This window comes from Pedococcus sp. P3_C7, from assembly GCF_056402615.1.
The window spans coordinates 67,154-91,619 of the sequence record NZ_JBFUHC010000006.1; the positions used below are offsets into that span (position 1 = coordinate 67,154).

The following is a 24,466-nucleotide window of genomic DNA, read 5'->3' on the forward strand; positions in this document are numbered from 1 at the left end:
CTCCCGCGCGCGTTACGAGGTGCACCATTCCGGGTGAAACCCGCACACAGTAGGGGTTAGGGGATCGATATGCGCAAGCCACTCGTAGCCGCCATCGCGGCCACCATCGTCGCTCTTGCGGGGTGCGGCGGCTCGCCGGGCACCGACATCGGGGGGAACTCGGTGAAGAAGAGTACGAGCAGCGTCTCGTCATCGTCCAGTTCGTCGTCCAGCTCGTCCGAGGAGACTCCCACCACCGAAGACACACCGGAGGGGCCACAGACCTTCGCGATCGGAGAGAAGGCCACCATCACCCAGGACGGCAAGGACGCGGCAACGGTCGTTGTCACCAAGATCGAGGTGAAGACCAGGCCGGAGAGCCAGTTCGGGGAGAAGCCGAAGAACGGCCGCTTCAAGTTCGTCACCCTCGTCGTGCGGGCGATCGGCACCGACACGTTCGACATCAACCCGTTTGACTTCTACTACCGTGACCCCGAGGGAAACAAGTACGAGTACGGCGACGGCAACGCGTTCATGGCCTCCGACCGCAACATGATCAACGCCACGACGCTGAATCCAAAGGAGCAGGTCAAGGGGGCGATCGTCTTCGACGTGTCGGCCAAGGCGCGGGAACTGGTCTACGCGCCCATGCAGCAGTCGCTCGCGCTGTGGAAGACGCCGTAGATCGAGTCCATGGGTCTAGACACCGACGTCGCTCGGTCAACCTCTTACCATCGCTGGCGGCGAACTCGGGGCCGAGCTGCGGGTCTCCTTCTACCAAGTACCCCAGACGGACCAGGGCCAACGCTCATCGACCCTCGGGCACCTGTTCGCTGGGCGCGCGCCATCGCTCGCGTAGTTCGTCATGACTGAGCACGCGAGCATCTGGGGCCACCCCAGTCGGACTGTTTCGGGTCAACGCGGCTCGGTGCCGCTGCTGAGCCTGTTGCTTACTCGTCCCCAGACTTGCCCAGGGGGCTCCTTGCGCACGGCCTCGGATCAACTCGTCATCAATCAACTTGTCAATGAGCTGCTGCGTCTCACCTAGGCGGTGGATATTCCACCCGGCGCGTATGCCGTGCGCATCATCCGGCGGTCGGTCGTCACGGAGACGAGTCGATCGAACCGCCTCCTCCAACTCCTGAAAGACGTCCTCACCCATGGGTCAATTCTGTTTGACCTCGGCGCGACAGTCAAGCGAGAAGGCTACTGCCCCTCCACCGGGGCCTCGGAGCGGAACATCCCGGTGGTCGGACCCAAGGAGTACGAGATCGTCACGATCTGGAAGCTGCCGCCCGGACACGCCTTGGTCGACATCGTGATGGTCACCAACAGCAAGGGCGAGACGTTCACCCTCGACGTCCCGGGCCGTCATCACCGCCCGCGGAATCAGCTCCGTTGACCGGGAGGACGACACGAAGCGGATGGTTACCGTGCCGCTGGTGTCCGGCGTTGCCCGCGGGTGCTAAATGTGGGGCCGCTCGCGCCATTGGGTACCGTCGTAGTAGCGCATACCACCTTCCCGCATGTACCAGCCCGGCGCTGCCGGTGGACCGTCCACGATCTTCGGGGGGCTGACACGCGGCGTCACCGCCGCCGTTTGGGCGACCCCGTTTCCACAGCGTTCGGCTGCGCCGCGGGTTCGGTGCTTGACGTCGCACCCCGCGTGCGAGTAGATGGTCTGACGGGATGGCTTTCGTCGACGTCGCGGGCGCGGAAAGAGTCGACCACCCGTTGATATTCTGAAAGGTCCGAAGCCCACGCTAAACCGAACCATCTTGATCCTTCCTCGATGCGGCGGCGAGCATCTTCACAGCAAAGTTCGGCGCTCCCTGCTTCCCTGACCAGTTGTCGCTTCGCCCCATCATGTGGCCCTGGGGGCCGCCAGTCGAGGACACCGACCCCAGGTCAGTGGCCCAACCAGATGATGCAGGTGCCGCGGCTGCGCCGCCTCAGTTAGGTCTGCGGGTCCGGAGGCGCCGCCTGTCGAAACCCGGCAGGAGCGGCTGGAAGGCCTCAACAGGTGCTTCCGCGCTTCTCCGGGGTACACAGTCGCAGGGGTTTGCCTTAGCAGTACTTGGCGTAGCCCGTGCTGCCCCACGTGCACGAGTGCTTGAGGTACCCCTTGGAGTCACGTAGGTATGCCGTGTCGCCGGTGTTGTTCCAGACGTACCAGCTGAAGTTGAAGTATCGGGTCGTGGCCGTGGCCGTTCCCTTGCCGGTGCGAACGTAGACCTTTGCCCCGGCCTTCAGCGTGAAGGTCGGGAACCTGTATGTGTGGCCGGTCTTGTCCTTGAGCGTCCACCCGGTCAGCGAGCGGCTCGTGGTGGTCATGTTCTTGATGACCACGTACTCGCCATTGAGACTGGTGTTGCTGCCAGTATCCGACCCCGGCGAGTTGTAGTAGACGTAGTAGATCTTGACGGGAGGCGTCGTGGCCGATGCGGTCGGAGCTGCGGCTACCAGGCCGGCGATGGCCAGGGGCGCGAGGGCAACGCCGATGGCAGTGCGTGTGTGGAGCCGGGGGCGCATGCGGCGCATGCTAACAGGTCGGACCATTCGACACAATCCAGACCAAACGGATGACAAGCACGTTAGGGCTGCCTGAAGATCGGTGGCGATGAACGGGGGGCGCTCCCAGGCCGACGCCACGCCGGCGCCGTGGTCGGCGATGGGGGTGCCCCGTCCTGCTGCGTGCTCACGTCTCTCCCTCGTGATGGTGGTCACTGCCGCACGCAACCCGACGCCGCAAGCGCGTGTCGCAGGCATTTTGCGCCTTTCGGACCGTTCGACCGATGCCGCCGCTTCGCCCGCTGGTACTACTCCTCCGACGCCTGGTCGTCGAAGCGTGAGGCCCCCGAACGTGTGACCGAGGAACACCTCTCGTCAAACCGCTTGCGAGCCGCCCTGTGCCGCTGCTTGGTGTCAGCAGGCTCGACCATGTTCCACCCTTGGCACGCCCCCGAATGGTCTCTTCATCGATGAGGCGGTCGATGAAGCGAGGGAGGCTCCTCAACTCTTTGAGGTTCTTGGAGGCGCGTGTGACCAGCGGTGGGGACGGCCCTGCCACGCGCTCGCGGCGGCCCTCACCCGGTTGTCGAGGCGCTCAAGTACTTCTGGACTCAGAGGTCAATCCTATTTGACCCACGGGCCGAGTCAACGGTCAATGGCCGACGAAGGGCGGCTTCCCTCCGGCCTGTGGCGGTTGTGACGGCTCGACGCCGTCCAAAGCACTCCAAGAATGGGTAGATGTGCCCCTTCCTCACGTTGCGCCCCGCCAGCGAGGCCTGCCGTAAACGCGCCTGGACGTCCCCCGTCTTCTCAGTTCCTTGGTCCACATCTTCCGCCACCCTGTCGGTCGCGCGGTCGTACTGTGCCCGGGCTAGCGTCGGTGCGATGGAACCTTGGGTGTTGAAGTCCATCCACGGGCGCGAGCGGGTTCGCCTCTCGTGGGCGCTTGAGCGGTACTTGGTCCACTGCGGGGCCCAGCACGCCCGACGCACGGTGGACGCCTACCGGACCACGAACGTCGCCCTGCTGGCGCACATGGGCGATCTGTACGCCGATGAGCTGCGGCCCATCCACCTGGACCGGTGGTTCGCGCACCTGCGCGGCCCGCACGTTGACTCCAAGGGCCGCCTGCGCGAACCCATCGGGGCGGGCGGGTTCAACGCCTACCTGAGCCGGGTCCGACCCTTCCTCGCCTGGATGTATCTCAACGACCTCATCGACCGCGACTACGGCAAGACGCTGCGCCGAATGCGCCGCCCGCACCGGGTGCGGCTCCAGCTGGACAAGGCGCAGGTCAGCGCGTTGCTCGAGGACGCAGCCACACCCCGGGACCGCGCCCTCATCGCGGTCGGGTTCTTCACCGCCATGCGCCAAAGCGAACTACGCACCATCCGACTGGGCGATCTGAACCTGGATGCCGGGACCGTGTTCTTCCACGTGTGGAAGTCCGACCTAGAGGACGTCCTGCCGATGTCGCCTGAGCTGCGGTCCGAGCTGGCGCGGTGGCTGTCTGTGTACGAGCGCAATGTCCGACGCGACCACCGGCGCGGCCTGCTGCCCTCGGACTACCTGATCCCGTCCTACCTGCCCCGCAGGTACGCCCCCGGACTGACCGTCGTGGACGGCCAGACCAGACACAACGCCACCTACGGGGCGCTCAACCCCGCCCAGCCCGCCGCGAAACCGAGCCTCGTGGTGAAGGACGGGCTGCGCCGGCTGGGGTTGCCCGACCACGGCCAGGGCCTGCACACGCTTCGCCGTTCCGCCGCCAGGCAGATGTTCGACGCCCTGGTCGAAACCCGGCGTTACGACGGCGCCCTGCGGGTCGTCCAAGCGCTCCTGCACCATCGCGCCCTGCAGACAACCGAGGGGTACATCGGGCTGAGCACCGAAGCCATCACCCGGGACGAGTACCTCCGGACGGCAGTACTACTCGGCCCGGAAGCACAGCCCGTCCGCGTGTCCCTTCCGCCAAGACCACGGGCTGCTGACGATGGGTGAAGTCGATCGTCCCATCTATTCGCTGTCAGTAGCCGCCAGGTGTGAGGAGGGCCGAAAGGACGAGCCAGTACCCCATCGCGACGACCACCGAGAGGGTGATCACGGTGATACCGTCTCCCGGCTTCTTGCCCATATAGGTGATCCCAAGGATCAAGCCCAACAACGGAAACAGGAATGCCGCCCAGAAGCCCGGTGCGGTCGAGATTTCCGGCTCCTGCACCGCGATCATCGCTTGCCTATGGTTGGTCCACTTTCCCCCGTCCCAGTAGCGATGGGTGTTGACCATTTCCGGATCTGCGTACCAGCCGGGCGGCGGAAGGTGCTGCTCCGACGGCGGTGTTGTACTCATGACCGAGAACGTAGGCGGTACCCCGCTCCCTCGTAGCGAAATCGGCCCAATCGGCCATCGTGCAGCCGTCCGTCAGGTGACGTTGATCCTGCGCGTGGGGCTCACCCCGGTGGCGTGATCCGCGTCCGCGGGTCGGACGACCCGCCAGGAGTAGTCCACGGTGCTCGTCATGGTTACGGTCCTCCGATAGGTGCTGGTGGACGACAGGGTGAGGGTGGTGTACGTCTTCCACCCGCCCGAGGTGTAGCGCTGCAGGTACACGACCTTTCCGGCGTGGGACGGGTTGACGGCGCCGCTGAAGGTCACCGACTGTCCGCGCCGAATGCCGTATGCGGAGGCGGTAAGCGTGACCTTGGTGCGGACCGCGACAGTACGGGCGGTACTGATGGCGGGGGCATAGCTGGAGTTCCCGGCATACCGGAGTCGGTACGAGGTCCACGCGCTCGGCTTGAACGAGGTTGTCACCGCTCCGGCAGCGGATGCGGTCAGGGTGCGCGCAGTTTTCCACGCCCCGGTTGGGGTGGTCCGGTATTCGACCACGACCGGCAAGCCCACGAGTGCGGCACCGCTGTCGGAGCGGCGCAGGGTGCCGGAGATGGTGACTGCCCCGCCGTAGGTGACGGTGGTGCTTGATGCGCCGGAGCTCACACCGGTGGTGACACGCGGGACTGTGGCGGTGCTGGCGCTGGTCATGGCCACCGGCGTGTATCCCGTCTCGGAGCCGGTGAGGGTGACGGTGATCGCCTTGCTGATCGTGCTCATCGGCACGGTGAAGGTGCTCCCGACCGCACCCGTGATCGGGGCACCGTTGGCCTTCCACTGGTAGGCAAGAGTGACGGGGGCTGGTCCCCACGTCCCTGGATGCGCAGTCAGGACGCTCCCGACCTTGGCCGTACCCGTGATCGTGGGCGTGGCAGCACTCAGCATCATGGCGTCCAGGCTCCGGACGAACACATCGGAGACCCCGTTGGTGTCACCGTTCTGGAGGTTATCGGCGTCCGACGGGAAGGCGATAAGGCGCCCGTCGGCATTCAGCGAGGGGCCGAAGCTCGAGCCGCCTGCCTGCTGGTAGCTACCCGAGACGCTGACCCTGCCGATGAGCCCCTTAGTGAGGTCCGCGGCGAAAACGTCTTCGGCCGCGTTGGTGTCTCCCGGGACAAGATTGGATGCTAGGGATCGGAACGCAATCCTGGATCCGTTTCCGCTGAGTGCGGGCTCGGTGCTGTCCAGGTTTCCGGACGTCCCGTCGTTGGCGGCGCTGGCGAGGCGCGTGGTCCCGGCCGTGAGGTCGCGGACGTACACCTGCCGGACTCCCTGGCTCCCGCCTGGGGTGAGGTCGGTGGCGTCGGAGTCGAAAGCGATGAGGTGCCCGTCTGAGCTCATAGAGGGGGAACGTGCGGTGCCGCCCGAACTGCCGCCGGCACTGGACACGCTCACGAGCGTCGTCGTGTCATTCGAGAGGTCTCGGACGAAGATGTCGGCCGAGCCGTTGGAGTCCCCCTGCAAGAGATCTTCCGCCCGCGAGGCGAACGCCACGAATCGCCCATCTGGGTTGACTGAGGCCGAGAAGCTGTCGCCGTGGGACTCCGCGTTGCTCGAGGACACGCTCAGCCTCTCGATGGCGCCACCTGGCATCGTGCGGGCGAAGACATCAGAGGTCCCGTTGGTGTCGCCCGCTACCAGGTTTCCGGCGTTCGACTGGAAGATCACAAGGCCGGAGGGGGTAACCCCGGCAGCGTAGGCGGGACCGCTGGCCGACCCGGTCGGGTTGCCCGTCGGCTGTGACACACGTTCAAGGGCTCCAGTCAGCTGGTCCCAAACGTAGACATCGACTTGGCTGTCGGTGTCATCGGCGGTCAGTTCGGCCGCCGTGTCGAAGACGATGAATCGACCGTCCGCGGAAACGCGCGGGTCCGCACTGGGGTGCGCGGCTTCGACACCGTTGGAGGCCAGACTGACCCGAGTCACACTGCCCTTGGACAGGTCCCACGCGAACACGTCATTGACGCCATTGGCATCACCTGGGACGAGGTCTGACGCGGCCGAGACGAATGCGACCAGTTGACCGTCTGCGCTGACCGAGGGCTGACTGGTCAAGGCATTGCCGCCGACACGCGAGAGCAGGGGTGTCGTGACGGGCGCGGCAACCGCCATTGAGGCTTTGGCGATCGTGCGATTGACCCCTGTGACGGCCTCCGCCCCCGCAGAATTGACTACGGTCGCGCCAGCGACCGGTGTGGCTCGGGGAGGCCCGTACATTTGTGCAGCCAGGATGGACAGATCAAGGAAGTTGACTGCTCCGTCGAGGTTGACGTCTGCCCACACGCCGCCTGGGTAATTCCAGGGCTGGTTCCAATCGGACGCGAGAATGCTCACGTCCAGAAAGTTCACGACCCCGTCGCCATTGAGGTCTCCGCCGCAGGGAGCCCGGCTACCCGTGATATCTCTCAGGCTCCCGCTCAGGATCGCTGATGGAACGGGATCTGGGCCGGGAACCCCGGCACCCCTGAGGCAGTTGTAGGTCGACGCATACGGGATCCACCGTCTCCTCAGATCTGACCCGACGCGCCACGAAGTCTTCTGAACTTTGGTGTCTCCCTCCTGCTGCACTATGTGGCCCACGTACCGCCCTACGTCGTTGGGGTGCAGGAATAGCGGAACAGAGTTCGCAGCAACCCAGCCAGCCGAGGTGTAGCCGCCCGACTGGACGAAGTTGTCGGAGCGGATGAAGACCTGGTCTCCACTCACCTGCTCGACATAGCCCACGTGGCCCAAGGAATCGTTCTTCCACCATGCGACCGATCCAACGACTGGCGTGTGGTTGCCCCCACCAATGCTCGCGGCCCAGTCATTCGCGTTGCCCCACGCGTGCCCGGGATCGGGCATACCGTCCTGGGCCAGGCGGAAGGCCACGTACAAAGTGCAGTTGTGGGTGCCGGTGGGTGTATCTGACCAGGGCGGGCCGTAGTACTTCCACGCCCAGGTCGAGGAGGCGTTATCGCCTGTATACCCAGGCGTACACAGATAGGCGTTGCTCTTACAGTCGGTCAGGGCGGCGTGAGCTTCTGGCACACCGACGAACACCACAGCCAGCGACAAGCCCGCGATCGCCGCTGCGCCAGCAAACATGCGCTTGAGCCACGTCGCCGAGATCGGACGCCGGCAGAGATCGAACGCTCGGGTCGGCTCGCCAACTCGCATCGGGTCACTCCCCTAGGTGGAATCGGGCCAAGCCGTTGCCGCCCGAACGTATCGGCCGACTCGACCGGCAGGATCGTGCGTATTACGTAATTTTGGACGTCGCCGTTTTGCCGCTAGCAGGCCCCTACCGAGGCGCTGCCCCCTTGCTGCCATGCTGCGGGTGCGCCGAGGTTCATTAGGAAACCTCACATTCGCGAGCCTGGCCCACTGCGGAAGCTCCCTTAGTGCTGAGGCGACCGTGCACGCGCCGGAGCAGTTGATCCAACCGCCGCCGGCTGCGAGGCCCGAGACGCCACACCGCCGCCCCCAGCAGCGGAGACACGGGGTGAACCGGACATGATTCAGTGACTCACGTCGGCGCCCCAGCCCCAGAGAGATGGGATCCTCACTGATGACGAGTTCAGTCAGCTCAAGGCGCGGATCATCGGCGTCGTCTAGCCACCACGGCGGTGTCGTCCTCTTGGTCTCAGAGCTAATCCGCGAGGGCAGCAGCAAGTCTCCAAGCCGGTCAATCGTGCTTGACCTGAGGTAGGCCAAACCCCAGCTCTGGACCGCGAGCGCCCCGGCGCGGCAGGCCGAAGGATTGCACCTTCGCGGATTGACCTCCGGTCGGTAGCTTGCCTGGCGGCAAGGAGACCGCTACTCGGCCAGGTCCTCGAGGTGGTCTGCGGCGTCGAGCAGGGCGTCCAGGTCTTCGACGTCGTCGAGCGCGTGGTGCGCGGCGCGGTACTGCTCGAGCGTCGCTGCCACGGCTCCGTCGTCCTGGTAGGAGCGTCGTTGTTCTTGTTCCGCGCCCGAGAACGTTGCTCTAGGACGTGCGATAGACGCGCTCTTATGGGCCTTTCGCTAGGTCGAACCCACTGCCGTTCTTGGGGATCGACGCCGGAGACAGGTTGACCGTGATGCGGTCCTGAGCCAAGGACCGGCCGATGCTTGCCGCCGCGGCCTTCACCCGGTTGGGCGACTGCGCGCAGGCCGTGTCCGGGAGACCACCCAACATGAACGCCGGGAGGCCCCCCGACAGGTGGGCCTCGACCTCCACCACGGCACCGGCAAGTCCCTCCAGCGTCACGGAGCGCGTCCGCCCGAAGGTCATCCGCCGACCCCCTGGAGGTGCCTGACCCGGGCCGGGCCGGCGACGGGACGCAGGATGCCGATCACGTCGATCCGGATCCGCCCGGGGTGCTCGTCGTGGGCCTGCAGCCAGGCGGACGCGAGTCGTCGCAGTCGGGCAGCCTTGCGCCGGTCGACCGCCTCGACAGGCGCACCGAACCGCTCGGTCCGGCGCGTCTTCACCTCACAGAAGACCAGGCAGTCGCCGTCCCTGCCCACGAGGTCGATCTCGCCGCGGGCGCACCGCCAGTTGCGGTCGATGACCGCCACCCCGTGCTCCCTCAGGTAGCGCTCGGCCAGTCGCTCGCCGTACTCACCCAGCGCCCGGCGCGGATCTGTCTGGTGTGCCATGCGCCAAGCCAAGCCGCCTGCCCGTCCCGCTGACAGCAGCCAAGCGCCGGGCTGTGGACCAGGACGACGCGGCAGGGTCCCCTGTGCGCGGCGACTCCCGGTACGGCGCCATTGCTGTCGCCGTCGCGCCCTGGGCCACCGTGGCCGGCCAGTGGCGCGCGACTCCGACCTAGAAGCCCTGCCCCTTGGGCAGCTCGAGATCGGACTTGGCCAGCTCCTCGACGTTGACGTCCTTGAACGTCACCACCCGCACCTGCTTGGCGAACCGCGCGGGCCGGTAGATGTCCCACACCCACGCGTCGGCCATCGTCACGTCGAAGTAGACCTCGCCACCGTCGGAGCGCACCTTCACGTCGACGGAGTTGCACAGGTAGAAGCGACGTTCGGTTTCCACGACGTGGGAGAACAGGCCCACGACGTCGCGGTACTCCCGATAGAGCTGCAGCTCCATCTCGCTCTCGTACTTCTCCAGGTCCTCTGAACTCATCGCGCACTCATCTCCACCTGCGTCACGTCGGGTGCTGTCAGCGCACCCTGCCCTGCCCGATCGCCGAGACCAGTCCCATCATCTCCCGAGATGCCGGGCAGCCGCCACGACCTGCGGTGCAGGTCCGTGGCGCCGAAGGCCTCCAGCGCCGCGAGGTGTTCCGGCGCGGCATACCCCTTGTTCTCGTCCCAGCCGTAGGCCGGGTGGTCGGGGGCGGCGGCCACCATCATCGAGTCGCGCTCCACCTTGGCCAGCACCGACGCGGCGGCCACGGAGGAGCACTTGAGGTCGGCCTTGATCATGGTCGTGACCGGCGGGGCAACAGGGGCGGAGTCGGACGCGAAGGCGAAGAGTCCCACCTCGTCGGGCGCGGTGAGCCAGTCGTGGTTGCCGTCGAGGATGACCAGGTCGGGCACGATGTCCACGGCCGCGAGCGCGCGGCACCCCGCCAGACGGAGGGCGGCGATGATCCCGATCTCGTCGATCTCCTCGGGCGAGGCGTGGCCGACGGCATACGCCAGGGCCCACCGCCTGATCCGCGGCACCATCGCTACCCGCGCTGCGGGCGTGAGCAGCTTGGAGTCCTTCACACCGGCGGGCGCGCTGCGACACGTCTCGTCGATGAGGACGACGCCGACGCTGACGGGCCCCGCGAGGGCTCCACGGCCCACTTCGTCCATGCCCGCGAGGACGCGGTGTCCGTCTCGCTGGAGCTGGCGTTCAACCCGGAGGTTGGGTTTGCGGCTGCGTCCCGCCGGTTGCGCCTGGGCCACCGGTCAGCCCGTTCCTGTCGGGGCGTCGGTGTCGGTGCCTCCCACCTCGCCACCACCCTGGCCGTCGGTCGCCCCGTCGGACCCGCCTGTCGTCGAACCCCCCTGGGGATCGCCGGTGGGCGCACGGCTGCCGCTGGTAGCGGGCGCGGGCACGGTGGCGAAGGTGGCCTTGGGGTTGGACAGCCAGGTCAGGTGGTCCAGCGGCCAGACCAGCGCCACTGCGCGGCCCACGATGAGGCGCTCGTCGACCGAGCCCTCGCTGCCGTTGTTCTCGGGAGCGTCGTGAGCCCGCGAGTCGGCGGAGTTGGAGCGGTGGTCGCCCATCACCCAGACGCGTCCCCTCGGCACGGTGATGTCGAAGTCCTGCTCGCTCGCCGCGTCGCCCGGCTTGAGGTAGGGCTCCTTGATGGCGGTGCCGTTGATGGTGATCCGACCGCCCTCGTCACAGCAGACGACATGGTCACCGGGTAGCCCGATGACACGCTTGATGAGGTGGTTCTCGGCGTTGTCGGGCAGCAGTCCGACGAAGGTCAGGGTGTCGCTGACGATCGTCGCCAGCGGTCCGCGCTGGACCGGTGTGGTCGCGTCGAGCCACTGGCCCGGGTCGGCGAACACGACGATGTCGCCGCGTTCGAGGTCGATGGGTCCCGGCGTCAGCTTGCTGACGATGACGCGGTCGTTGAGGACGAGGGTGTCCTCCATGGAGCCTGACGGGATGTAGAACGCCTGGAGCAGCCAGGTCTTGACGATGAAGGACAGCACCAGGGCCATCCCCACGACGATCGCGAACTCCTTGAGGGCAGCACCGAGCACCGCCAGACCGCCCACCGGCGCATCGTCGGCATGGCGTCCCTTGCGAGACGCCGATGCCGCCGTCGGTCCTTCGGGCTCGGCGGACTCGTCGGCGCCGGGATCGACCGCGTCGACCCCGTCGACCTGGGCGGGCTCCGACGATGGCGGGGACTCTCCCTCGTAACCGAGCCACCCCGCGTCGCCGCGGCGCGCGTCCCGCGCGTCGCCACTCACGGGGCACCGACGCGGGGGATGTCGGCCAACGCCTCAGGGGTGTCGAAACCACCGACGCGCGACAGCGGCCAGTAGGTCGCACTGGCGCGGCCGATCACGTCGGACAGCCGCACCGTGCCGCCGCCCGGGTCGCCGAGGTGGGAGCGGGAGTCGGCGCTGTCGCTGCGGTGGTCGCCCATCACCCAGACCCGGCCAGCCGGCACGGTGACGTCGAAGGTGAGGTCGCTCGACTGGTCCCCCGAGAAGAGATAGGGCTCGGCCAGCGGCACTGCGTTGACGGTGAGCCGGTGCTGGGCGTCACAACAGACGACGTGGTCGCCGGGCAGCCCGATGACCCTCTTGACGAAGTCCTGCTCACCGAGGTCGAGACCCACCAGGGAGGCCGCGCCGCCGAGTGCCCGTCCGATCAGACCGTCGTCCTTGTGGGGCTCGCGCTCGGCGACGGCGAAGCTCGTGGTGCCGTCGAAGACGACCACGTCCCCCCGCCGCAGCGAACCGCCGGAGACCAGCTTGTTGACCAGGATGCGGTCGCCGGGCTCGATCGTCGGCTCCATCGATCCCGACGGGACGTAGAACGACTGCACGAGGAAACCCCGGACCAGCACCATCACCAGCAGGGAGACGCTCGCCAGGAGCAGCCACGACGGGCCGCCACGTGGGCGTTCCGACGCGACCGCCGCATCAGTCTCGACTGGAGCGGCGGCCGGGTCGTGCTGGGGTGATTCCGGTCCGGGGTTCATTTGCATCCGGAGCCTAACCCTCGGGCCTGTGCCGCCGCGTGGCGGGACACCTGAGGGAGAGATGGTTCCCGCCTTACTTGGCGGTGACCGTCTCGCGCTTCTCCTTGATCTTGGCAGCCTTGCCGCGCAGGTCGCGCAGGTAGTAGAGCTTGGCGCGACGGACGTCACCGCGGGTGACGAGCTCGATGTGGTCGATGATCGGGGTGTGCAGCGGGAAGGTGCGCTCCACGCCGACGCCGAAGGAGACCTTGCGGACGGTGAACGTCTCGCCGATGCCACCACCGTGGCGACGGATCACGACGCCCTTGAAGACCTGGACGCGCGAGCGGGTGCCCTCGACGACCTTGACGTGCACGTTGATCGTGTCGCCGGCGCGGAAGGCCGGGATGTCGTCACGAAGGGATGCCTTGTCGATCGCATCGAAACGCTGCATGGCGGATTCGCTTTCTTCTCGGCGCCACAGGTCGCCCAGGGTGTTGGGTGGTGCTGCTGATGATGGTGCGCGCCTGGTGCGTGACCGACCACGTGGTCGGGACACTGCCCGGACACTCCCCCTGTGGCAGGGGTCGCTGGTCACGCGGGCGCGAGGAGCCATTCTGCCACGCACAAGGGCCGCGACAGAAATCGTCTCCGCGCGCAGTGCCCAGCACGGGACGTGGGTATGCCGCGTGGCTGGGCCACGCGGCATCCCACCGGCTGGTTCGGTGCCCGCGGGCGGGCGTGCGGTCAGGCGCTGGCGTGCGCCGGACGGCAGGCCGGGTCGATCCGGTCGGCCCAGCGACGCTGGACCGACGCCGTGCTGCGCAACGTGGTCGCGAACGAACGGCGCACGGTCCCGCGAGTCGGACGGGTTCCGAGGCCGTCGTCGACGACGGCGGCGTCCGGGCGGGCCGACCGGGCCAGGGCGGCGCCTGCGTTGCTGTTGATGGTGAGGGCGATGTAGTCGCTCATGTCCTTCTCCTTCCGGGGATGTGTGGTGCGGTGGTGCTATCGGTGGACGCTGACGGGTCCGTCAGCGCGTCTGTGGCGTCGTGGCAGGTCCGGTGCTGGACCGCACGACGAGCTCGGTGGGGAGCACGATGCGGCGCTCGGTGTAGTTGGGGTCGAGGAGCATGCGGCCGGCGATCCGACCTCGTTCGGCAATGGGCTGCCGCACGGTCGTGAGGCCGTTGTCGGCCGCCGCCGGCACGTCGTCGAAACCGACGAGGGACAGGTCCCGACCCGGGGTGATGCCGCGCTGCCGCATCGCGTCGAGCACGCCGAGGGCGAGGACGTCGCTCACGGTGATGATCGCCGTGGGTCGGTCCTGGCGGTCGAGCAGGTGGGCGCCGGCCGCCCGCCCGGCCTCGACCGAGTTGTGGCCGGGAGGTGCGACGGTGCGCACGCTCACGTCCGGGCCCAGGCCCTCACGGAAGCCGTCGTAGCGGTCCCACGAGAAGGACATCGAGCGGTGCTGCACGTCGTCCACCTCGACGACCTGGTGGGAGTCGACCTTGCTGTCGACGACGATGCCGACGTTCCGGTGCCCCAGCCGTCGGATGTACTCGCCGACCTCGCGGGCCGCGCCCCGCTCGTCGATCAGCACCAAGCCGTCCATCCGCGGGTCCTTGTCGTCGGTCGCGACCATCCGCAGGCCCCGCTCGACGGCGATCTCGCGGGCCGGGTGGCCGATGTCGAGGCAGTAGGCCAGGACCCCGTCGATGACCGCGGCCCGCATGGCCTCGGCGCTCGCCTCGACCTCCTCCGGCCGCTCGGGGTCGAAGGGCGTCAGCGGGATCAGCAGCAGGCCGGTCTGGAACTGCTCGGCGACCTCGGCCAGCCCCGCCAGCATTCCGACCGAGTAGGGATCCGAGAACGCGTAGCTGAGCCGCTCGGTGAACACCAGACCGATGGCCCTGGCCCGCTGGGACCGCAGGCTCCGTGCGGCCGGGTTGGGACCGGCATACCCGAGCGCCTTCGCGGTCTCGAGCACCCGCTGGCGCACCTCGGCCGACAGCTGGTCGGGCTTGTTGTAGGCGTTGGAGACGGTGGAGACAGACACGCCGGCAGCCTCTGCGACGGACTTCAAGGTGACATTTCCCATGGCTGGCCTCCCTCCTGAATCTGCGATCTGTATCGATGTACTAAATCGTTCAAGAAGAACGATACAGAAAACATTCCCGACTCGCGCAGCTCTTTTCGCGAGGGGCCCGCTCGCGCACCACCGCCAGCACGCGGCATACGGTGGCGCCTGTGAGCATCGACCCCGGGTGGCCCGTCGCCATCGCCTTGGCGCTGCTCCTGTCGATCGCGCTGGCGGCCCACCGAGTGGCGGGCTACGACCTCGAGCGTCCGGTGCTGGTCGCGGCGGTACGGGCCATCGGCCAGCTCGGGGTCGCCGCCCTGCTCATCGCCGCGGTCGTCGACAGCCTTCCGCTGTCGGTCGCGCTGATCGGGGTCATGTTCGCGATGGGCGTGCTGACCACCTCGCGGCGCGTCGAGGCGCCGCGGGCCTGGAGGTGGGCGGCGCTGGCCATGGCTGCCGGCGTCCTGCCCGTGGTCGCGGTGGTCCTCGGCACGGGAACCATCCCGCCCGAGGGCATCGCACTCATCCCTGTCGTCGGCATCATCGTCGGCAACGCCATGACAGCGCACACCCTCGTGGGCCGCCGCGCCTTCGCTGCCCTGCGCGAGGAGCACAGCCAGTACGAAGCGTGCCTGTCGCTCGGGCTGCTCCCCCACCAGGCCGTCCTCGAGATCGTCCACCGCCGCGCGCCAGAGGCGCTGCTGCCGGGGCTCGACCAGGTGAAGACGACAGGTGTCGTGACGCTGCCCGGCGCGTTCATCGGCGTGATGCTCGGCGGCGGCACGCCGGTGCAGGCCGCCACGGCGCAGGTGCTGGTGCTGTTCGGGATCATGGCCGCCCAGACGGTGACCGTCCTGGTAGCGGAGCGCCTCGTCGCCAGCCGTCGCCTCGTCCCGTCCGACCTCGCCACGGCCCTCGTCGACTGAGCCGACCCGCATCCCTGCAGGTGTCGGTGGCGGCATACTCACGGCATGCCACCGGACGAACGGCGGGACCTGCGGCCGTTCGCGCTGGCCTCCGCCGTGGCGGTCGTCTCGGTCACCCTGCTCGCACTGGCGACGGTCCACGGCTGGCTCGGCCCGGACGTCGGCCGCGGTGACCGGTTCTGCGAGGCGGCCCGGGACGGCATCGTGCGGCAACCCGCCAACACGCTCAGCAACGTCGGGTTCGTCCTCGCCGGCCTCGGCATCGCGTGGCGGGCCGGGGCGGCCCGCACGACCATCGCGGCCAACCCACGCCTCGCGGGCGCCTTCGGCGTGGTGGTCGTCCTGCTCGGGCCGGGCAGCGCGGCGATGCATGCCACCCAGAGCGCCCTCGGAGGCCACCTGGACCTGCTCAGCATGTATCTCGTGGCGGCGTTCGCCTCGTCGTACGCCGTGACCCGCTGCCTGCACCGCGGTGACGGTTTCTTCGCAGGCCTGTTCGTCGCCGTCGTGGTCGTCTGCGAGCTCGTCGAACGCATCCCTGGGCACGTCCCCGTGGTCGACATCGCCGCCAACCTTGCATTCGGGGCCTTCCTGCTGGTGGCCCTCACGGGCGAAGCGGTCCTCTGGCGTCGAGGCAGCACGCACCGGGACATCCGCTGGGGCTTCGCGTCGGCCGGCGCCCTGGCCCTGGCCTTCGGGATCTGGAACCTCGCCAAGGACGGCACGGCTTTCTGCCACCCGGACTCGCTCCTGCAGGGGCACGCCGCGTGGCACCTGCTCTGCGCGGTGGCGGCCTACGCGGTGTACCGGCTCTACGCCAGTGAGCGGGTCAGCGGCGCGGCTTGACCAGGTCGACGGTGCCGGGAAAGGCACCCTCGCCCGGTTGCACGCGATAGCCCGCCTTGCGGTAGATCCGAAGGTTGCGGTCGCTGCGGCTCCCGGTGTTGAGCCAGTATGCCGCCGTCCCCTCCGGCGCCTGCGCCTCGGCGAAGGCAAGCAGGGCACGCCCCAGTCCGCGGCCCTGAAGGTCGGGCGCCACCATCAGCCGGCCGATCTGCCACAGGGTTCGTTCGGTCGGAGCCGTGCGGCCGCGCACCGACCCGACCAGGCGCCCGCCGGCGCGAACGGTCCAGGTGCGCCACTCGGCGATGCCGGCCACGACCTCTGGCAGGGTCTCGACGAGTGGCGGGATGCTGAGCGAGTCGTTGGCTCGCGCCTCGCTGAGCCAACAGGCGCGGCCCAGCGTCATCAGCTCCGGGGCATCCGCCGCAGTGGCGACGGCGACCTCCAGCCCTTCAAGCCCTTCCTGCCCTGCCTGTCCGGTGCCGGTCCGGTGCACCGTCTGGGACATGTGCAACAGGTCGGGGCGGCGGGCCGCGGTGCGATCGAGCCGCTGCTGGTGCCGCCACGCGGCGATGGCGCCGTGGTCACCCGAGAGAAGGACCGGGGGTACGTCGCGGGTGACGCCCGGAGCGGACTCCCAGGACGCGGGCTTGGTGTAGACGGGGTACTCGAGCAGGCCGTCCTCGTGGGACTCCTCGACCAGTGACTCGGCGTTGCCGATGACACCCGGCAACAGGCGGGCGACGGCCTCGACCATGGCCAGCACCGCGACCTCTCCCCCGTTGAGGACGTAGTCGCCGAGCGAGATCACCGACACCTCGAGGCCCAGGTCCTGCGCCGCGTACTCGTAGACGCGTTCGTCGATGCCCTCGTAGCGGCCGCAGGCGAAGGCCAGCCACGGCTCCTCGGCGAGCTCGCGCGCCAGGGCCTGCGTGAACGGCATACCTCCCGGACCGGGGACGACCAGACGCGGACGCGTGCCGCCGTCGGCTGAGGCGACCACGTGGTCGAGCGCCTCGGCCCACGGCTGCGGCTTCATCACCATGCCCGCCCCACCGCCGTACGGCGTGTCGTCGACGCTGCGGTGCCGGTCGTGGGCGTACTCGCGCAGGTCGTGCACCCTCAGGTCGAGCAGGCCGTCGCGACGCGCCTTCCCGATCAGCGAGAGGTCGAGCGGCGCGAGGTACTCCGGAAAGATGGAGACGACATCGATGATCACGGGGTCACCGGGCCGTCACTCGGCATTGAGCTCGAGCAGTCCCGGCGGGGCGTCCACGACGACGCGGCCGCCCTCGACGTCCACCTCGGGCACGATGGCCTCGACGAACGGGACCAGCGCCTCGGCCCCACCGGTCAGTCGCAGCACGAGCTGGTCCTGGACCGCCCCCGTGCGCAGTCCGGCGACCTCGCCGAGGACGCTGCCGTGGGGGTCGACGGCGGCCAGGCCCACGAGCTCGTCCTCGTACCAGGCGTCATCCTCGTCCTGCGCCACGGCGGCCTCGGCGTCGATGAACAGGCGGGTGCCGCGCAGCGACTCGGCCCCGGTGCGGTCGGGGATCTCCTCGAAGGCCAGCAGCCAGGTCTTCTGGTGCAGGCGGGCCGAGCGCAGCGTCAACGACCTCGGAACCCCCGAGCCCGCGACGGCCTCGGTCTCGTAGGCCACGCCGGGGACGTACCTGACCTCGGGGTCGTCGGTGTGCGTCTGGACCGTCACCTCACCATGCAGGCCGTGCGGCTTGCCGATGCGGGCGACGAGGAGTCTGGAGTCGGCAGGCATGGGTTGATCCTCTCAGGGGTTGGTGGGCTGGCACGACGAAGGGGTTGCGGGCCGGCACGACGAAGGGCCACCGGGAAGCCCGGTGGCCCTTCGTCACTGCGTCTGCTGTCGGCGGAGCCTCAGCGCACGCGGTCGGTGTCGACGATGTCGACGCGGACGTTCTGGCCGCCGGCCAGCGCACCCATGACGGTGCGCAGGGCGCTCGCGGTGCGACCGGAGCGACCGATCACGCGACCGAGGTCTTCGGGGTGGACCCGGACCTCGAGCACCTCACCACGGCGGAGCTCCTTGCGTCGCACGGCCACCTCGTCCTTGTGGTCGACGATGCCCTTGACGAGGTGCTCGAGCGCCTCTTCCAGCACGGTCAGGCCTTGTCCGCGGCGTCGGCGTCGGCGTCGGCGGCCACGGGGGCCTCCTCGGTCTCAGCCTTCGCGTCGTCAGCCTTGGGARCCTCGTCAGCAGCCTTGGGCTCCTCGACGGCGACCTCTGCGGCCGGGGCCTCGACCTTGGCCTCGTCGGCCTTCTCAGCCTTGGCGGGCTTGTCGTCGGCCTTGGCGGGCTTGTCCTCGACCTTGTCGTCGGCCTTGGCGGTCTCGGCAGGAGCCTCGTCGGCCTTCTTGGTGGCCTTCTTCTTCGGGGTGGTGGCCCCGTCGGCGCCGGCCTCGGACTTGCCCGCCGCGGCGATGGCCGCGTCGTACAGCTCCTTCTTGGACGGCTTGGCAGCCTTGACACGCAGGGTGCCCTCGGTGCCGGGCTCGCCCTTGTACTTCTGCCAGTCACCGGTGATCTTGAGCAGCGCGGCGACGGCCTCGGTCGGCTGCGCGCCCTGGCCCAGCCAGTACTGCGCACGGTCCGAGCTGATGTCGATGACCGAGGGCTCCTCGGTGGGGTGGTACTTGCCGATCTCCTCGATGGCCCGGCCATCGCGCTTGGCGCGCGAGTCCATGACGACGACGCGGTAGAACGGAGCATGGATCTTGCCCATGCGCTTCAGACGAATCTTGACGGCCACGGTGGTGGTGTCTCCTGTTTCTGGTTGTGAGCACGGCGAGACCGCGCAGGATTCACGCGGGGTACCGGAACTCGGTGTAGGCGTTCCAGCCAGGAGGCTCCGGTGCGAGACCGAGCCCGTGCCTGGACGGGTACAGCCCACCATTCTGCCAGACCCTCACAGTGCTCCCGACCACGGCGACCCCGCCGGCCAACGGGTCCAGGCGACACGCGAGGGTATGCCGCCTGCTCACCTGCCTGCGCCGCTCCCGACTTGGTGCTCTCCGGTGGTCACCAGATCCCCGATCCGGGTGCTCCGTGACCAGCAGCCGGCACCAAGTCGCCACTCCCGGCCACTTGGTGCTCTCCGGTGGTCACCAGACCCCCGATCCGGGTGCTCCGTGACCAGCAGCCGGCAACAAGTCGCCCCTCCCGACGACTTGGTGCTCTCCGGTGGTCACCGGACCCCGATCGGGGTGCCCCGTGACCAGCAGCCGGCAACAAGTCGCCTCTCCCCTGACCGGGCTGTCACCAGGGGCTGGGTTCGAAGTCCTTGACGAAGCAGCCGTAGACGTCCTCACCGGCTTCGCCCCGAACGATCGGGTCGTAGACGCGGGCGGCCCCGTCGACGAGGTCCAGCGGGGCGTGCCAGCCCTCGGCGGCGATCCGCAGCTTCTCGTGGTGCGGACGCTCGTCGGTGATCCAGCCCGTGTCGACCGCGGTCATCAGGATCCGGTCGGTCTCGAACATCTCCCCCGCGCTCGTGCGGGTCAGCATGTTCAAGGCCGCCTTGGCCATGTTGGTGTGCGGGTGACCGGCCCCCTTGTAGCGGCGGGAGAACTGGCCCTCCATGGCCGACACGTTCACGACGTAGGCGCGCCTGGCACCGGCCGCCACCGCCGCCCGCATCGACGGCCGGAGCCGCGAGACGAGGATGAACGGCGCGGTCGCGTTGCACAGCTGCACCTCGAGGAGCTCGAGCGGGTCGACCTCCTCGACCTTCTGCGTCCAGGAGTTGTTGACCTGGGTGTCGGGCAGCAACCCGCCCGCGTCGACCGCCGTCCCCGCGAGGTGCGCCTCCAGGCTGGCGTGACCGGCGGACAGCGCCATCGACGTCATCGAGGCGGCCGAGCGCTGGGCGAGCGCCTGCGCCGCCTCTCGCTCGGACTCCCCCTCGTGGTGGGCCACCTTGTGCTCGCGCAGGGTGCCCAGCAGGTTGGCGGGGTGCGCCTCGCTGATCCTGTCGAAGGTGACCAGCTCGGGCAGGGCGATGTCCCCAGGGAGTGGGACCGACTCGCCTTCGACGAGGTGGGAGTAGGCGCCCGGCGTGCGGCGCACCGTCTGGGCCGCGTTGTTGATGAGGATGTCGAGGGGGCCCGCGGCGGCGACCTCGTCAGCGAGGGCGACGACCTGGGTGGGGTCGCGCAGGTCGATGCCGACGACCTTGAGCCGGTGGATCCACAGGTGCGAATCCTCTTGCGCAGCAAAGCGTCTCGCCGCATCGTGCGGAAACCGCGTGGTGATCGTGAGGTGGACGCCGTCCCGCAGCAGCAGGAGCGCGATGTACATCCCGATCTTGGCGCGGCCGCCGGTGAGCAGGGCTCGCTTGCCGGTCAGGTCGGTGCGCTGCTCGCGCTTGGAGTGGCTGAGGGCGGCGCAGTCGGGGCAGAGCCAGTGGTAGAAGGCGTCGACCAGGGTGTACTCCGCCTTGCAGATGTAGCAGTTGCGCGGCTTGAGGAGCTCGCCGGCGTGTGCGCCCCGGGTCGTCGACACGAGTGGGATGCCCTTGGTCTCGTCGTCGATCCGCATCGGGGACCCGGTGGCGGTCTGGGCGAGGATCGCCTCGTCGTGGTCGACCTGGGGCTGCTTCGCCTCGCGACGACGGGCCTTGCGCACCCGCTTGTACATCCGGCCGGTGGCTCGCTTGACGGTCTGGATGTCGGGGTGGTCACCATCGAGCTCGGCCAGCTCCTCCAGCACGCGCAGCGCTGTCGCGAGGTCGTCCGGGTCGATTCCCGGCCCGACGTCCAACGGGACAGCGGGCGTGATGTCCGCCGCCGCCCGGTCTGCCTGGTCGTGCGCCATCAGCGGCTGCGCCAGGCGTCGGGGTCGGCGGCGAGGGCACCCACCCGCTCGGGCAGGTTTCCGGAGAGGACGGCAGCAAGGCTGGTCTCGTCCAGCACCGATCGCAGGCTCGCCCGCAGGGCGACCCACACCGTGGGCAGGTGCTCGGCGACCCCTTCGTATGCCGTCTCGTGCGGCCGCAGCCCCCTCACCTCCGCGAGTGGTCCGTCCACGGCACGGAACACGTCACCGAGGGAGATGTCCCGGGGTTCGCGGGCGAGGGAGTAGCCGCCGCGAGCGCCCCTCGTGCTCTTGACCAGGTCAGCCGTCTTGAGGTCGGCGACGATGGCCTCGAGGAACTTGCGCGGCAGGGTCTGCCGGTACGACAAGGTCTCGACGCTCACCGGACCGGCCGACATCGTCGCCGCCTCGGCGAGGATGAGCATGGCCCGGACCGCGTACTCAGTGCGTGCCGAGATGTCCACCCGCGCATTGTGTCGCACGGGCGGGCGACGGACGCAGCGGACCCTGCGCGCGGCATACCAAAGCGTGTTGCGCCGCTCAGATGGCGAGCGCGGGCTCGACCTCCGCTGCGTCGGGCCGCGTGGTCGCCCGGGCGAAGACCGTCTCACCCTCGACGAGCCGCAGGGCATCGGCCTCCGCGCGCGTGACCTGCGCCGCGAAGCGCACACCCGCGTCGGTGCGCAGGTCGACCCGTACCTCGAAACCGAGACGCACGACGCGTTCGACGACAGCCTCGACGACGCCCGGCGAGCCGCCGACGCGGGCGTCCTGGGCCTGGGCGCGCTCCCGGCTGCGGTCGAGGGCGATGTCGTGCGGACGTACCAGCTGTCCACCGAGCCGGGCCACCGAGCCGAGGAACGACATGACGAAGTCGTTGGCCGGTCGGTCATAGAGGGTCACGGGGTCGCCGACCTGCTCGATGCGGCCCTTGTTGAGCACGGCGATCCGGTCGGCCACGTCGAGGGCCTCCTCCTGGTCGTGCGTGACCAGGACGGTGGTGACGTGGACCTCGTCGTGCAGCCTGCGCAGCCACTGGCGCAGGTCCGCGCGCACCTTGGCGTCGAGGGCACCGAAGGGTTCGTCGAGCAGCAGCACCTCCGGGTCGACCGCGAGCGCCCTGGCGAGCGCCATCCGCTGGCGCTGCCCACCCGACAGCTGGGCGGGGTAGCGGTGCTGGAACCCGTCGAGCCCGACGATCTCGAGCAGGTCGTCGACCTTGCGCGCGATCTCGGCCTTGGGCCGCTTGCGGATGGTCAGGCCGAAGGCCACGTTGTCGCGCACCGTCATGTGCTTGAACGCGGCGTAGTGCTGGAACACGAACCCGATGCCGCGCTTCTGCGGGGACACCCCGGTCACGTCCCGTCCGCCGATGACGATGCGTCCGCCGTCGAGCTGCTCCAGACCGGCGATCGAGCGCAGCAGCGTCGACTTGCCGGACCCGCTCGGCCCCAGCAGGGCAGTCAGTGAGCCCGCGGGGATGTCCAGGGTCACGTCGTCGAGGGCGGCGAAGTCCCCGTAGTGCTTGCGGGCGCCAAGGACGGTGATCATGTGGTTCTCCTCTTGCGGTCGAGCGCGGTCATGCCGAGCAACGTCAGCACGGCCAGGCCCATGAGCAGGGTGGCGGCGGCGTAGGCGCCGTAGGTGTTGTGGTCGTCGATGTAGCGGGAGTGGACGAGCAGGGTCAGGGTCTGGGAGACCCCGGGGAAGCCGGAGCTGACCATGATCACGGCGCCGAACTCTCCCAGCGCCCGGGCGATCGTGAGGACGACGCCGTAGGTCAGCCCCCAGCGGATCGCCGGCAGGGTGATCCGCCAGAACGTCTGCCACGTGCTGGCACCGAGGGTGGAGGCGGCTTGCTCCTGCTCGGTGCCGATCTCGTGGAGCACCGGCTCCACCTCGCGCACCACGAACGGCAGGGTGACGAACAGCGTGGCGATGACCATGCCCGGCAGCCCGAAGATGACCTTGAAGCCGAGCCGTTCGAGACCACCGAACCAGCCGTCGGCTCCCCAGAGCAGGATGAGCGACACGCCGACGACGATCGGCGACACCGCGAACGGCAGGTCCACCACGGCCTGGACCAGGCCGCGTCCACGGAACCGTCCGCGCACCAGGGCCAGCGCCGTCCCCACCCCGAACACGACGTTGAGGGGCACGACGATCGCCACGATGAGCAGCGACAGGTTGAGCGCGGAGATCGCCGCGGGAGTCCTGATCGACTCGAGGAACGCCCCCACACCCTCTCCGAACGTGCGCACGAGGATGAGCACGATCGGGACGGCGAGCAGGAGCACGAGGTAGCCGAGCGCGACGGTGCGCAGGCCGATCCGGGCGGTGGTGGAGGTCTTCACTGGGCCTCCTCCTCCCGGCGCAGGCTGCGGCCGGCGAACACCCGCAGCACGAACAAGGTGGCGAAGGCGATCACCAGCAGCGCCACCGACACCGCCGCGGCGTTCAGCGGCCGGTCGATCTCGATCTGCTGCTGGATGTACTGCGAGGCGACCTGGGTCTCGCGTGGGATGTTCCCGCCGATGAGCACCACCGAGCCGTACTCCCCGATCGCCCGGGCGAACGCCAGTCCGGTGCCGCTGATCAGGGCCGGAGCCAGGGTCGGCAGCACGACCCGTCGGAAGGTCGTCCAGTTCGACGCCCCGAGGGAGGCGGCGGCCTCCTCGACCTCGCGGTCGGCCTCGATGAGCACCGGCTGGACGGACCGGACGACGAACGGCAGCGTCACGAAGGCCAGTGCGACGAGCAGCCCGGGCTGGGTGGCGTTGAGGTGGACGTGGATCGGGCTGTTCGGCCCGTAGAGCGACAGCAGCACGATGCTGGCGACGATGGTGGGCAGGGCGAAGGGCAGGTCGATCAGGGCGTTGACGACGCGCTTGCCCCGGAAGTCGTCGCGCACCAGCACCCAGGCGATGAGCGTGCCCATCACGGCGTTGACCACCGCGACGACGGCGGCGACCAGGACGGTCACGCGCAGTGAGGCCAGGGCGACGGGTGCGGTGACGGCATCCCAGAAGCCGCCGACGCCTTCGCCGAGCGAGGTGACCGTGAGGGCTGCGAGCGGGAGCAGGACGAGAACGCTCAGCCACAGGCCCACCAGGCCGATCCCGAGGGGGCGGGCGAGCGGTCTGGCGCCCTGGAGCCGGCGACGAGGGGTGTCTGCGCGCGGCGGCAGGGACGCCACCTCGGAGATCGAGATGTCGTCCCTGCGCGCGCTGTGCGTGGTTGCGGTCATGG

25 protein-coding genes and 2 pseudogenes are annotated in these 24,466 nt (G+C 68.8%); 5 read left to right on the forward strand and 22 right to left on the reverse strand.

Features of this window, described 5'->3' with window-relative positions; genetic code table 11:
- Positions 1-69: 69 nt before the first annotated feature.
- Positions 70-663, forward strand: a complete 594-nt coding sequence (locus tag AC1DS4_RS08610; RefSeq protein ID WP_477632698.1) for a DUF4352 domain-containing protein — start codon at positions 70-72, stop codon at positions 661-663.
- A 394-nt stretch (positions 664-1,057) separates the two neighbouring features.
- On the forward strand, positions 1,058-1,381 hold the full coding sequence (locus AC1DS4_RS08615) for a hypothetical protein (RefSeq protein WP_477632699.1): 324 nt from the start codon (positions 1,058-1,060) through the stop codon (positions 1,379-1,381).
- A 665-nt stretch (positions 1,382-2,046) separates the two neighbouring features.
- Here AC1DS4_RS08615 and AC1DS4_RS08620 read toward each other — a convergent pair.
- Positions 2,047-2,511 (reverse strand): lamin tail domain-containing protein, encoded by a 465-nt coding sequence (locus tag AC1DS4_RS08620; protein WP_477632700.1) that lies wholly within the window; start codon positions 2,509-2,511, stop codon positions 2,047-2,049.
- An 864-nt stretch (positions 2,512-3,375) separates the two neighbouring features.
- Here AC1DS4_RS08620 and AC1DS4_RS08625 point away from each other — a divergent pair.
- Entirely contained in the window at positions 3,376-4,491 is a 1,116-nt protein-coding gene (locus AC1DS4_RS08625; protein WP_477632701.1) for a tyrosine-type recombinase/integrase, read from the forward strand.
- A gap of 25 nt (positions 4,492-4,516) precedes the next feature.
- Here the strand turns inward: AC1DS4_RS08625 and AC1DS4_RS08630 are convergent, their stop codons facing one another.
- The 11 genes from AC1DS4_RS08630 to AC1DS4_RS08680 form a co-directional block, all read right to left on the reverse strand.
- The gene (locus AC1DS4_RS08630; RefSeq protein ID WP_477632702.1) at positions 4,517-4,840 is read right to left on the reverse strand and encodes a DUF2510 domain-containing protein; all 324 of its coding nucleotides are present in this window, start codon (positions 4,838-4,840) and stop codon (positions 4,517-4,519) included.
- A gap of 72 nt (positions 4,841-4,912) precedes the next feature.
- The gene (locus AC1DS4_RS08635; protein WP_477632703.1) at positions 4,913-8,041 is read right to left on the reverse strand and encodes a CHAP domain-containing protein; all 3,129 of its coding nucleotides are present in this window, start codon (positions 8,039-8,041) and stop codon (positions 4,913-4,915) included.
- Between the two features lie 832 nt (positions 8,042-8,873).
- Positions 8,874-9,137, reverse strand: coding sequence for a magnesium chelatase domain-containing protein (locus tag AC1DS4_RS08640; RefSeq protein WP_477632704.1), 264 nt, complete (start codon positions 9,135-9,137; stop codon positions 8,874-8,876).
- Complete coding sequence (locus AC1DS4_RS08645; RefSeq protein ID WP_477615462.1) at positions 9,134-9,505, reverse strand: YraN family protein; 372 nt, start codon at positions 9,503-9,505, stop codon at positions 9,134-9,136. Before AC1DS4_RS08645 ends, AC1DS4_RS08640 begins: the two co-directional genes overlap by 4 nt.
- A gap of 169 nt (positions 9,506-9,674) precedes the next feature.
- Positions 9,675-9,992 carry a DUF2469 domain-containing protein gene (locus tag AC1DS4_RS08650; protein ID WP_140741572.1) on the reverse strand — a complete coding sequence of 106 codons (318 nt, stop codon included), beginning with the start codon at positions 9,990-9,992 and terminating at the stop codon, positions 9,675-9,677.
- On the reverse strand, positions 9,989-10,672 hold the full coding sequence (locus AC1DS4_RS08655; protein WP_477632705.1) for a ribonuclease HII: 684 nt from the start codon (positions 10,670-10,672) through the stop codon (positions 9,989-9,991). The genes AC1DS4_RS08650 and AC1DS4_RS08655 overlap by 4 nt, the downstream gene beginning before the upstream one ends.
- Before the next feature lie 96 nt (positions 10,673-10,768).
- Entirely contained in the window at positions 10,769-11,791 is a 1,023-nt protein-coding gene (lepB, locus tag AC1DS4_RS08660; RefSeq protein WP_477632706.1) for a signal peptidase I, read from the reverse strand.
- A complete protein-coding gene (gene lepB / locus AC1DS4_RS08665; RefSeq protein ID WP_477623371.1) occupies positions 11,788-12,531 on the reverse strand; it encodes a signal peptidase I in 744 nt (247 codons plus the stop codon). The genes lepB (AC1DS4_RS08660) and lepB (AC1DS4_RS08665) overlap by 4 nt, the downstream gene beginning before the upstream one ends.
- Positions 12,532-12,604: 73 nt before the next feature.
- A complete protein-coding gene (rplS, locus tag AC1DS4_RS08670; protein ID WP_477615466.1) occupies positions 12,605-12,964 on the reverse strand; it encodes a 50S ribosomal protein L19 in 360 nt (119 codons plus the stop codon).
- Between the two features lie 293 nt (positions 12,965-13,257).
- Entirely contained in the window at positions 13,258-13,482 is a 225-nt protein-coding gene (locus tag AC1DS4_RS08675) for a hypothetical protein (RefSeq protein WP_477632707.1), read from the reverse strand.
- A gap of 61 nt (positions 13,483-13,543) precedes the next feature.
- Positions 13,544-14,614 (reverse strand): LacI family DNA-binding transcriptional regulator, encoded by a 1,071-nt coding sequence (locus AC1DS4_RS08680; protein ID WP_477623369.1) that lies wholly within the window; start codon positions 14,612-14,614, stop codon positions 13,544-13,546.
- A 149-nt stretch (positions 14,615-14,763) separates the two neighbouring features.
- On the opposite strand from AC1DS4_RS08680, the gene AC1DS4_RS08685 reads away from it, so the two are divergent.
- Both AC1DS4_RS08685 and AC1DS4_RS08690 read left to right on the forward strand, forming a co-directional pair.
- Entirely contained in the window at positions 14,764-15,522 is a 759-nt protein-coding gene (locus AC1DS4_RS08685) for an ABC transporter permease (protein WP_477632708.1), read from the forward strand.
- Between the two features lie 45 nt (positions 15,523-15,567).
- A complete protein-coding gene (locus tag AC1DS4_RS08690) occupies positions 15,568-16,368 on the forward strand; it encodes a ceramidase domain-containing protein (RefSeq protein ID WP_477632709.1) in 801 nt (266 codons plus the stop codon).
- On the opposite strand, the gene trmD is transcribed toward AC1DS4_RS08690, so the two are convergent.
- From trmD to cysT, 10 genes and pseudogenes are all read right to left on the reverse strand, one after another.
- The gene (trmD, locus tag AC1DS4_RS08695; RefSeq protein ID WP_477632710.1) at positions 16,352-17,584 is read right to left on the reverse strand and encodes a tRNA (guanosine(37)-N1)-methyltransferase TrmD; all 1,233 of its coding nucleotides are present in this window, start codon (positions 17,582-17,584) and stop codon (positions 16,352-16,354) included. The two genes, AC1DS4_RS08690 and trmD, sit on opposite strands and share 17 nt — an antisense overlap.
- Positions 17,585-17,599: 15 nt before the next feature.
- Positions 17,600-18,142 carry a ribosome maturation factor RimM gene (rimM, locus tag AC1DS4_RS08700; protein ID WP_477615472.1) on the reverse strand — a complete coding sequence of 181 codons (543 nt, stop codon included), beginning with the start codon at positions 18,140-18,142 and terminating at the stop codon, positions 17,600-17,602.
- A 119-nt stretch (positions 18,143-18,261) separates the two neighbouring features.
- Entirely contained in the window at positions 18,262-18,504 is a 243-nt protein-coding gene (locus AC1DS4_RS08705) for an RNA-binding protein (protein WP_140741550.1), read from the reverse strand.
- A 107-nt stretch (positions 18,505-18,611) separates the two neighbouring features.
- Positions 18,612-19,154 (reverse strand): annotated as a pseudogene (rpsP, locus tag AC1DS4_RS08710) (30S ribosomal protein S16); the annotation flags it as partial.
- A gap of 506 nt (positions 19,155-19,660) precedes the next feature.
- A complete protein-coding gene (locus AC1DS4_RS08715) occupies positions 19,661-21,217 on the reverse strand; it encodes an SDR family NAD(P)-dependent oxidoreductase (protein WP_477632711.1) in 1,557 nt (518 codons plus the stop codon).
- On the reverse strand, positions 21,217-21,681 hold the full coding sequence (locus AC1DS4_RS08720) for an RrF2 family transcriptional regulator (protein WP_477632712.1): 465 nt from the start codon (positions 21,679-21,681) through the stop codon (positions 21,217-21,219). The genes AC1DS4_RS08715 and AC1DS4_RS08720 overlap by 1 nt, the downstream gene beginning before the upstream one ends.
- 76 nt (positions 21,682-21,757) lie before the next feature.
- The gene (locus AC1DS4_RS08725) at positions 21,758-22,084 is read right to left on the reverse strand and encodes a TOBE-like domain-containing protein (RefSeq protein WP_477615610.1); all 327 of its coding nucleotides are present in this window, start codon (positions 22,082-22,084) and stop codon (positions 21,758-21,760) included.
- 30 nt (positions 22,085-22,114) lie between these two features.
- Positions 22,115-22,768: pseudogene (locus AC1DS4_RS08730) on the reverse strand (sulfate/molybdate ABC transporter ATP-binding protein); the annotation flags it as partial.
- Positions 22,765-23,571, reverse strand: coding sequence for a sulfate ABC transporter permease subunit CysW (cysW, locus tag AC1DS4_RS08735; RefSeq protein WP_477623362.1), 807 nt, complete (start codon positions 23,569-23,571; stop codon positions 22,765-22,767). The pseudogene AC1DS4_RS08730 and the gene cysW, both read right to left, overlap by 4 nt.
- Positions 23,568-24,464, reverse strand: a complete 897-nt coding sequence (gene cysT, locus AC1DS4_RS08740; RefSeq protein ID WP_477623361.1) for a sulfate ABC transporter permease subunit CysT — start codon at positions 24,462-24,464, stop codon at positions 23,568-23,570. The genes cysW and cysT overlap by 4 nt, the downstream gene beginning before the upstream one ends.
- Positions 24,465-24,466: the final 2 nt, after the last annotated feature.

Coding starts and splice junctions, on each gene's coding strand:
- AC1DS4_RS08610 (WP_477632698.1), top strand. CDS start 70: ATGCGCAAGCCACTCGTAGCCGCCATCGCGGCCACCATCGTCGCTCTT.
- AC1DS4_RS08620 (WP_477632700.1), bottom strand. CDS start 2,511: ATGCGCCCCCGGCTCCACACACGCACTGCCATCGGCGTTGCCCTCGCG.
- AC1DS4_RS08625 (WP_477632701.1), top strand. CDS start 3,376: ATGGAACCTTGGGTGTTGAAGTCCATCCACGGGCGCGAGCGGGTTCGC.
- AC1DS4_RS08630 (WP_477632702.1), bottom strand. CDS start 4,840: ATGAGTACAACACCGCCGTCGGAGCAGCACCTTCCGCCGCCCGGCTGG.
- AC1DS4_RS08635 (WP_477632703.1), bottom strand. CDS start 8,041: ATGCGAGTTGGCGAGCCGACCCGAGCGTTCGATCTCTGCCGGCGTCCG.
- AC1DS4_RS08640 (WP_477632704.1), bottom strand. CDS start 9,137: ATGACCTTCGGGCGGACGCGCTCCGTGACGCTGGAGGGACTTGCCGGT.
- AC1DS4_RS08645 (WP_477615462.1), bottom strand. CDS start 9,505: ATGGCACACCAGACAGATCCGCGCCGGGCGCTGGGTGAGTACGGCGAG.
- AC1DS4_RS08650 (WP_140741572.1), bottom strand. CDS start 9,992: ATGAGTTCAGAGGACCTGGAGAAGTACGAGAGCGAGATGGAGCTGCAG.
- AC1DS4_RS08655 (WP_477632705.1), bottom strand. CDS start 10,672: ATGGACGAAGTGGGCCGTGGAGCCCTCGCGGGGCCCGTCAGCGTCGGC.
- lepB (WP_477623371.1), bottom strand. CDS start 12,531: ATGAACCCCGGACCGGAATCACCCCAGCACGACCCGGCCGCCGCTCCA.
- rplS (WP_477615466.1), bottom strand. CDS start 12,964: ATGCAGCGTTTCGATGCGATCGACAAGGCATCCCTTCGTGACGACATC.
- AC1DS4_RS08675 (WP_477632707.1), bottom strand. CDS start 13,482: ATGAGCGACTACATCGCCCTCACCATCAACAGCAACGCAGGCGCCGCC.
- AC1DS4_RS08680 (WP_477623369.1), bottom strand. CDS start 14,614: ATGGGAAATGTCACCTTGAAGTCCGTCGCAGAGGCTGCCGGCGTGTCT.
- AC1DS4_RS08690 (WP_477632709.1), top strand. CDS start 15,568: ATGCCACCGGACGAACGGCGGGACCTGCGGCCGTTCGCGCTGGCCTCC.
- rimM (WP_477615472.1), bottom strand. CDS start 18,142: ATGCCTGCCGACTCCAGACTCCTCGTCGCCCGCATCGGCAAGCCGCAC.
- AC1DS4_RS08715 (WP_477632711.1), bottom strand. CDS start 21,217: ATGGCGCACGACCAGGCAGACCGGGCGGCGGCGGACATCACGCCCGCT.
- AC1DS4_RS08725 (WP_477615610.1), bottom strand. CDS start 22,084: ATGTCGTTCCTCGGCTCGGTGGCCCGGCTCGGTGGACAGCTGGTACGT.
- cysT (WP_477623361.1), bottom strand. CDS start 24,464: ATGACCGCAACCACGCACAGCGCGCGCAGGGACGACATCTCGATCTCC.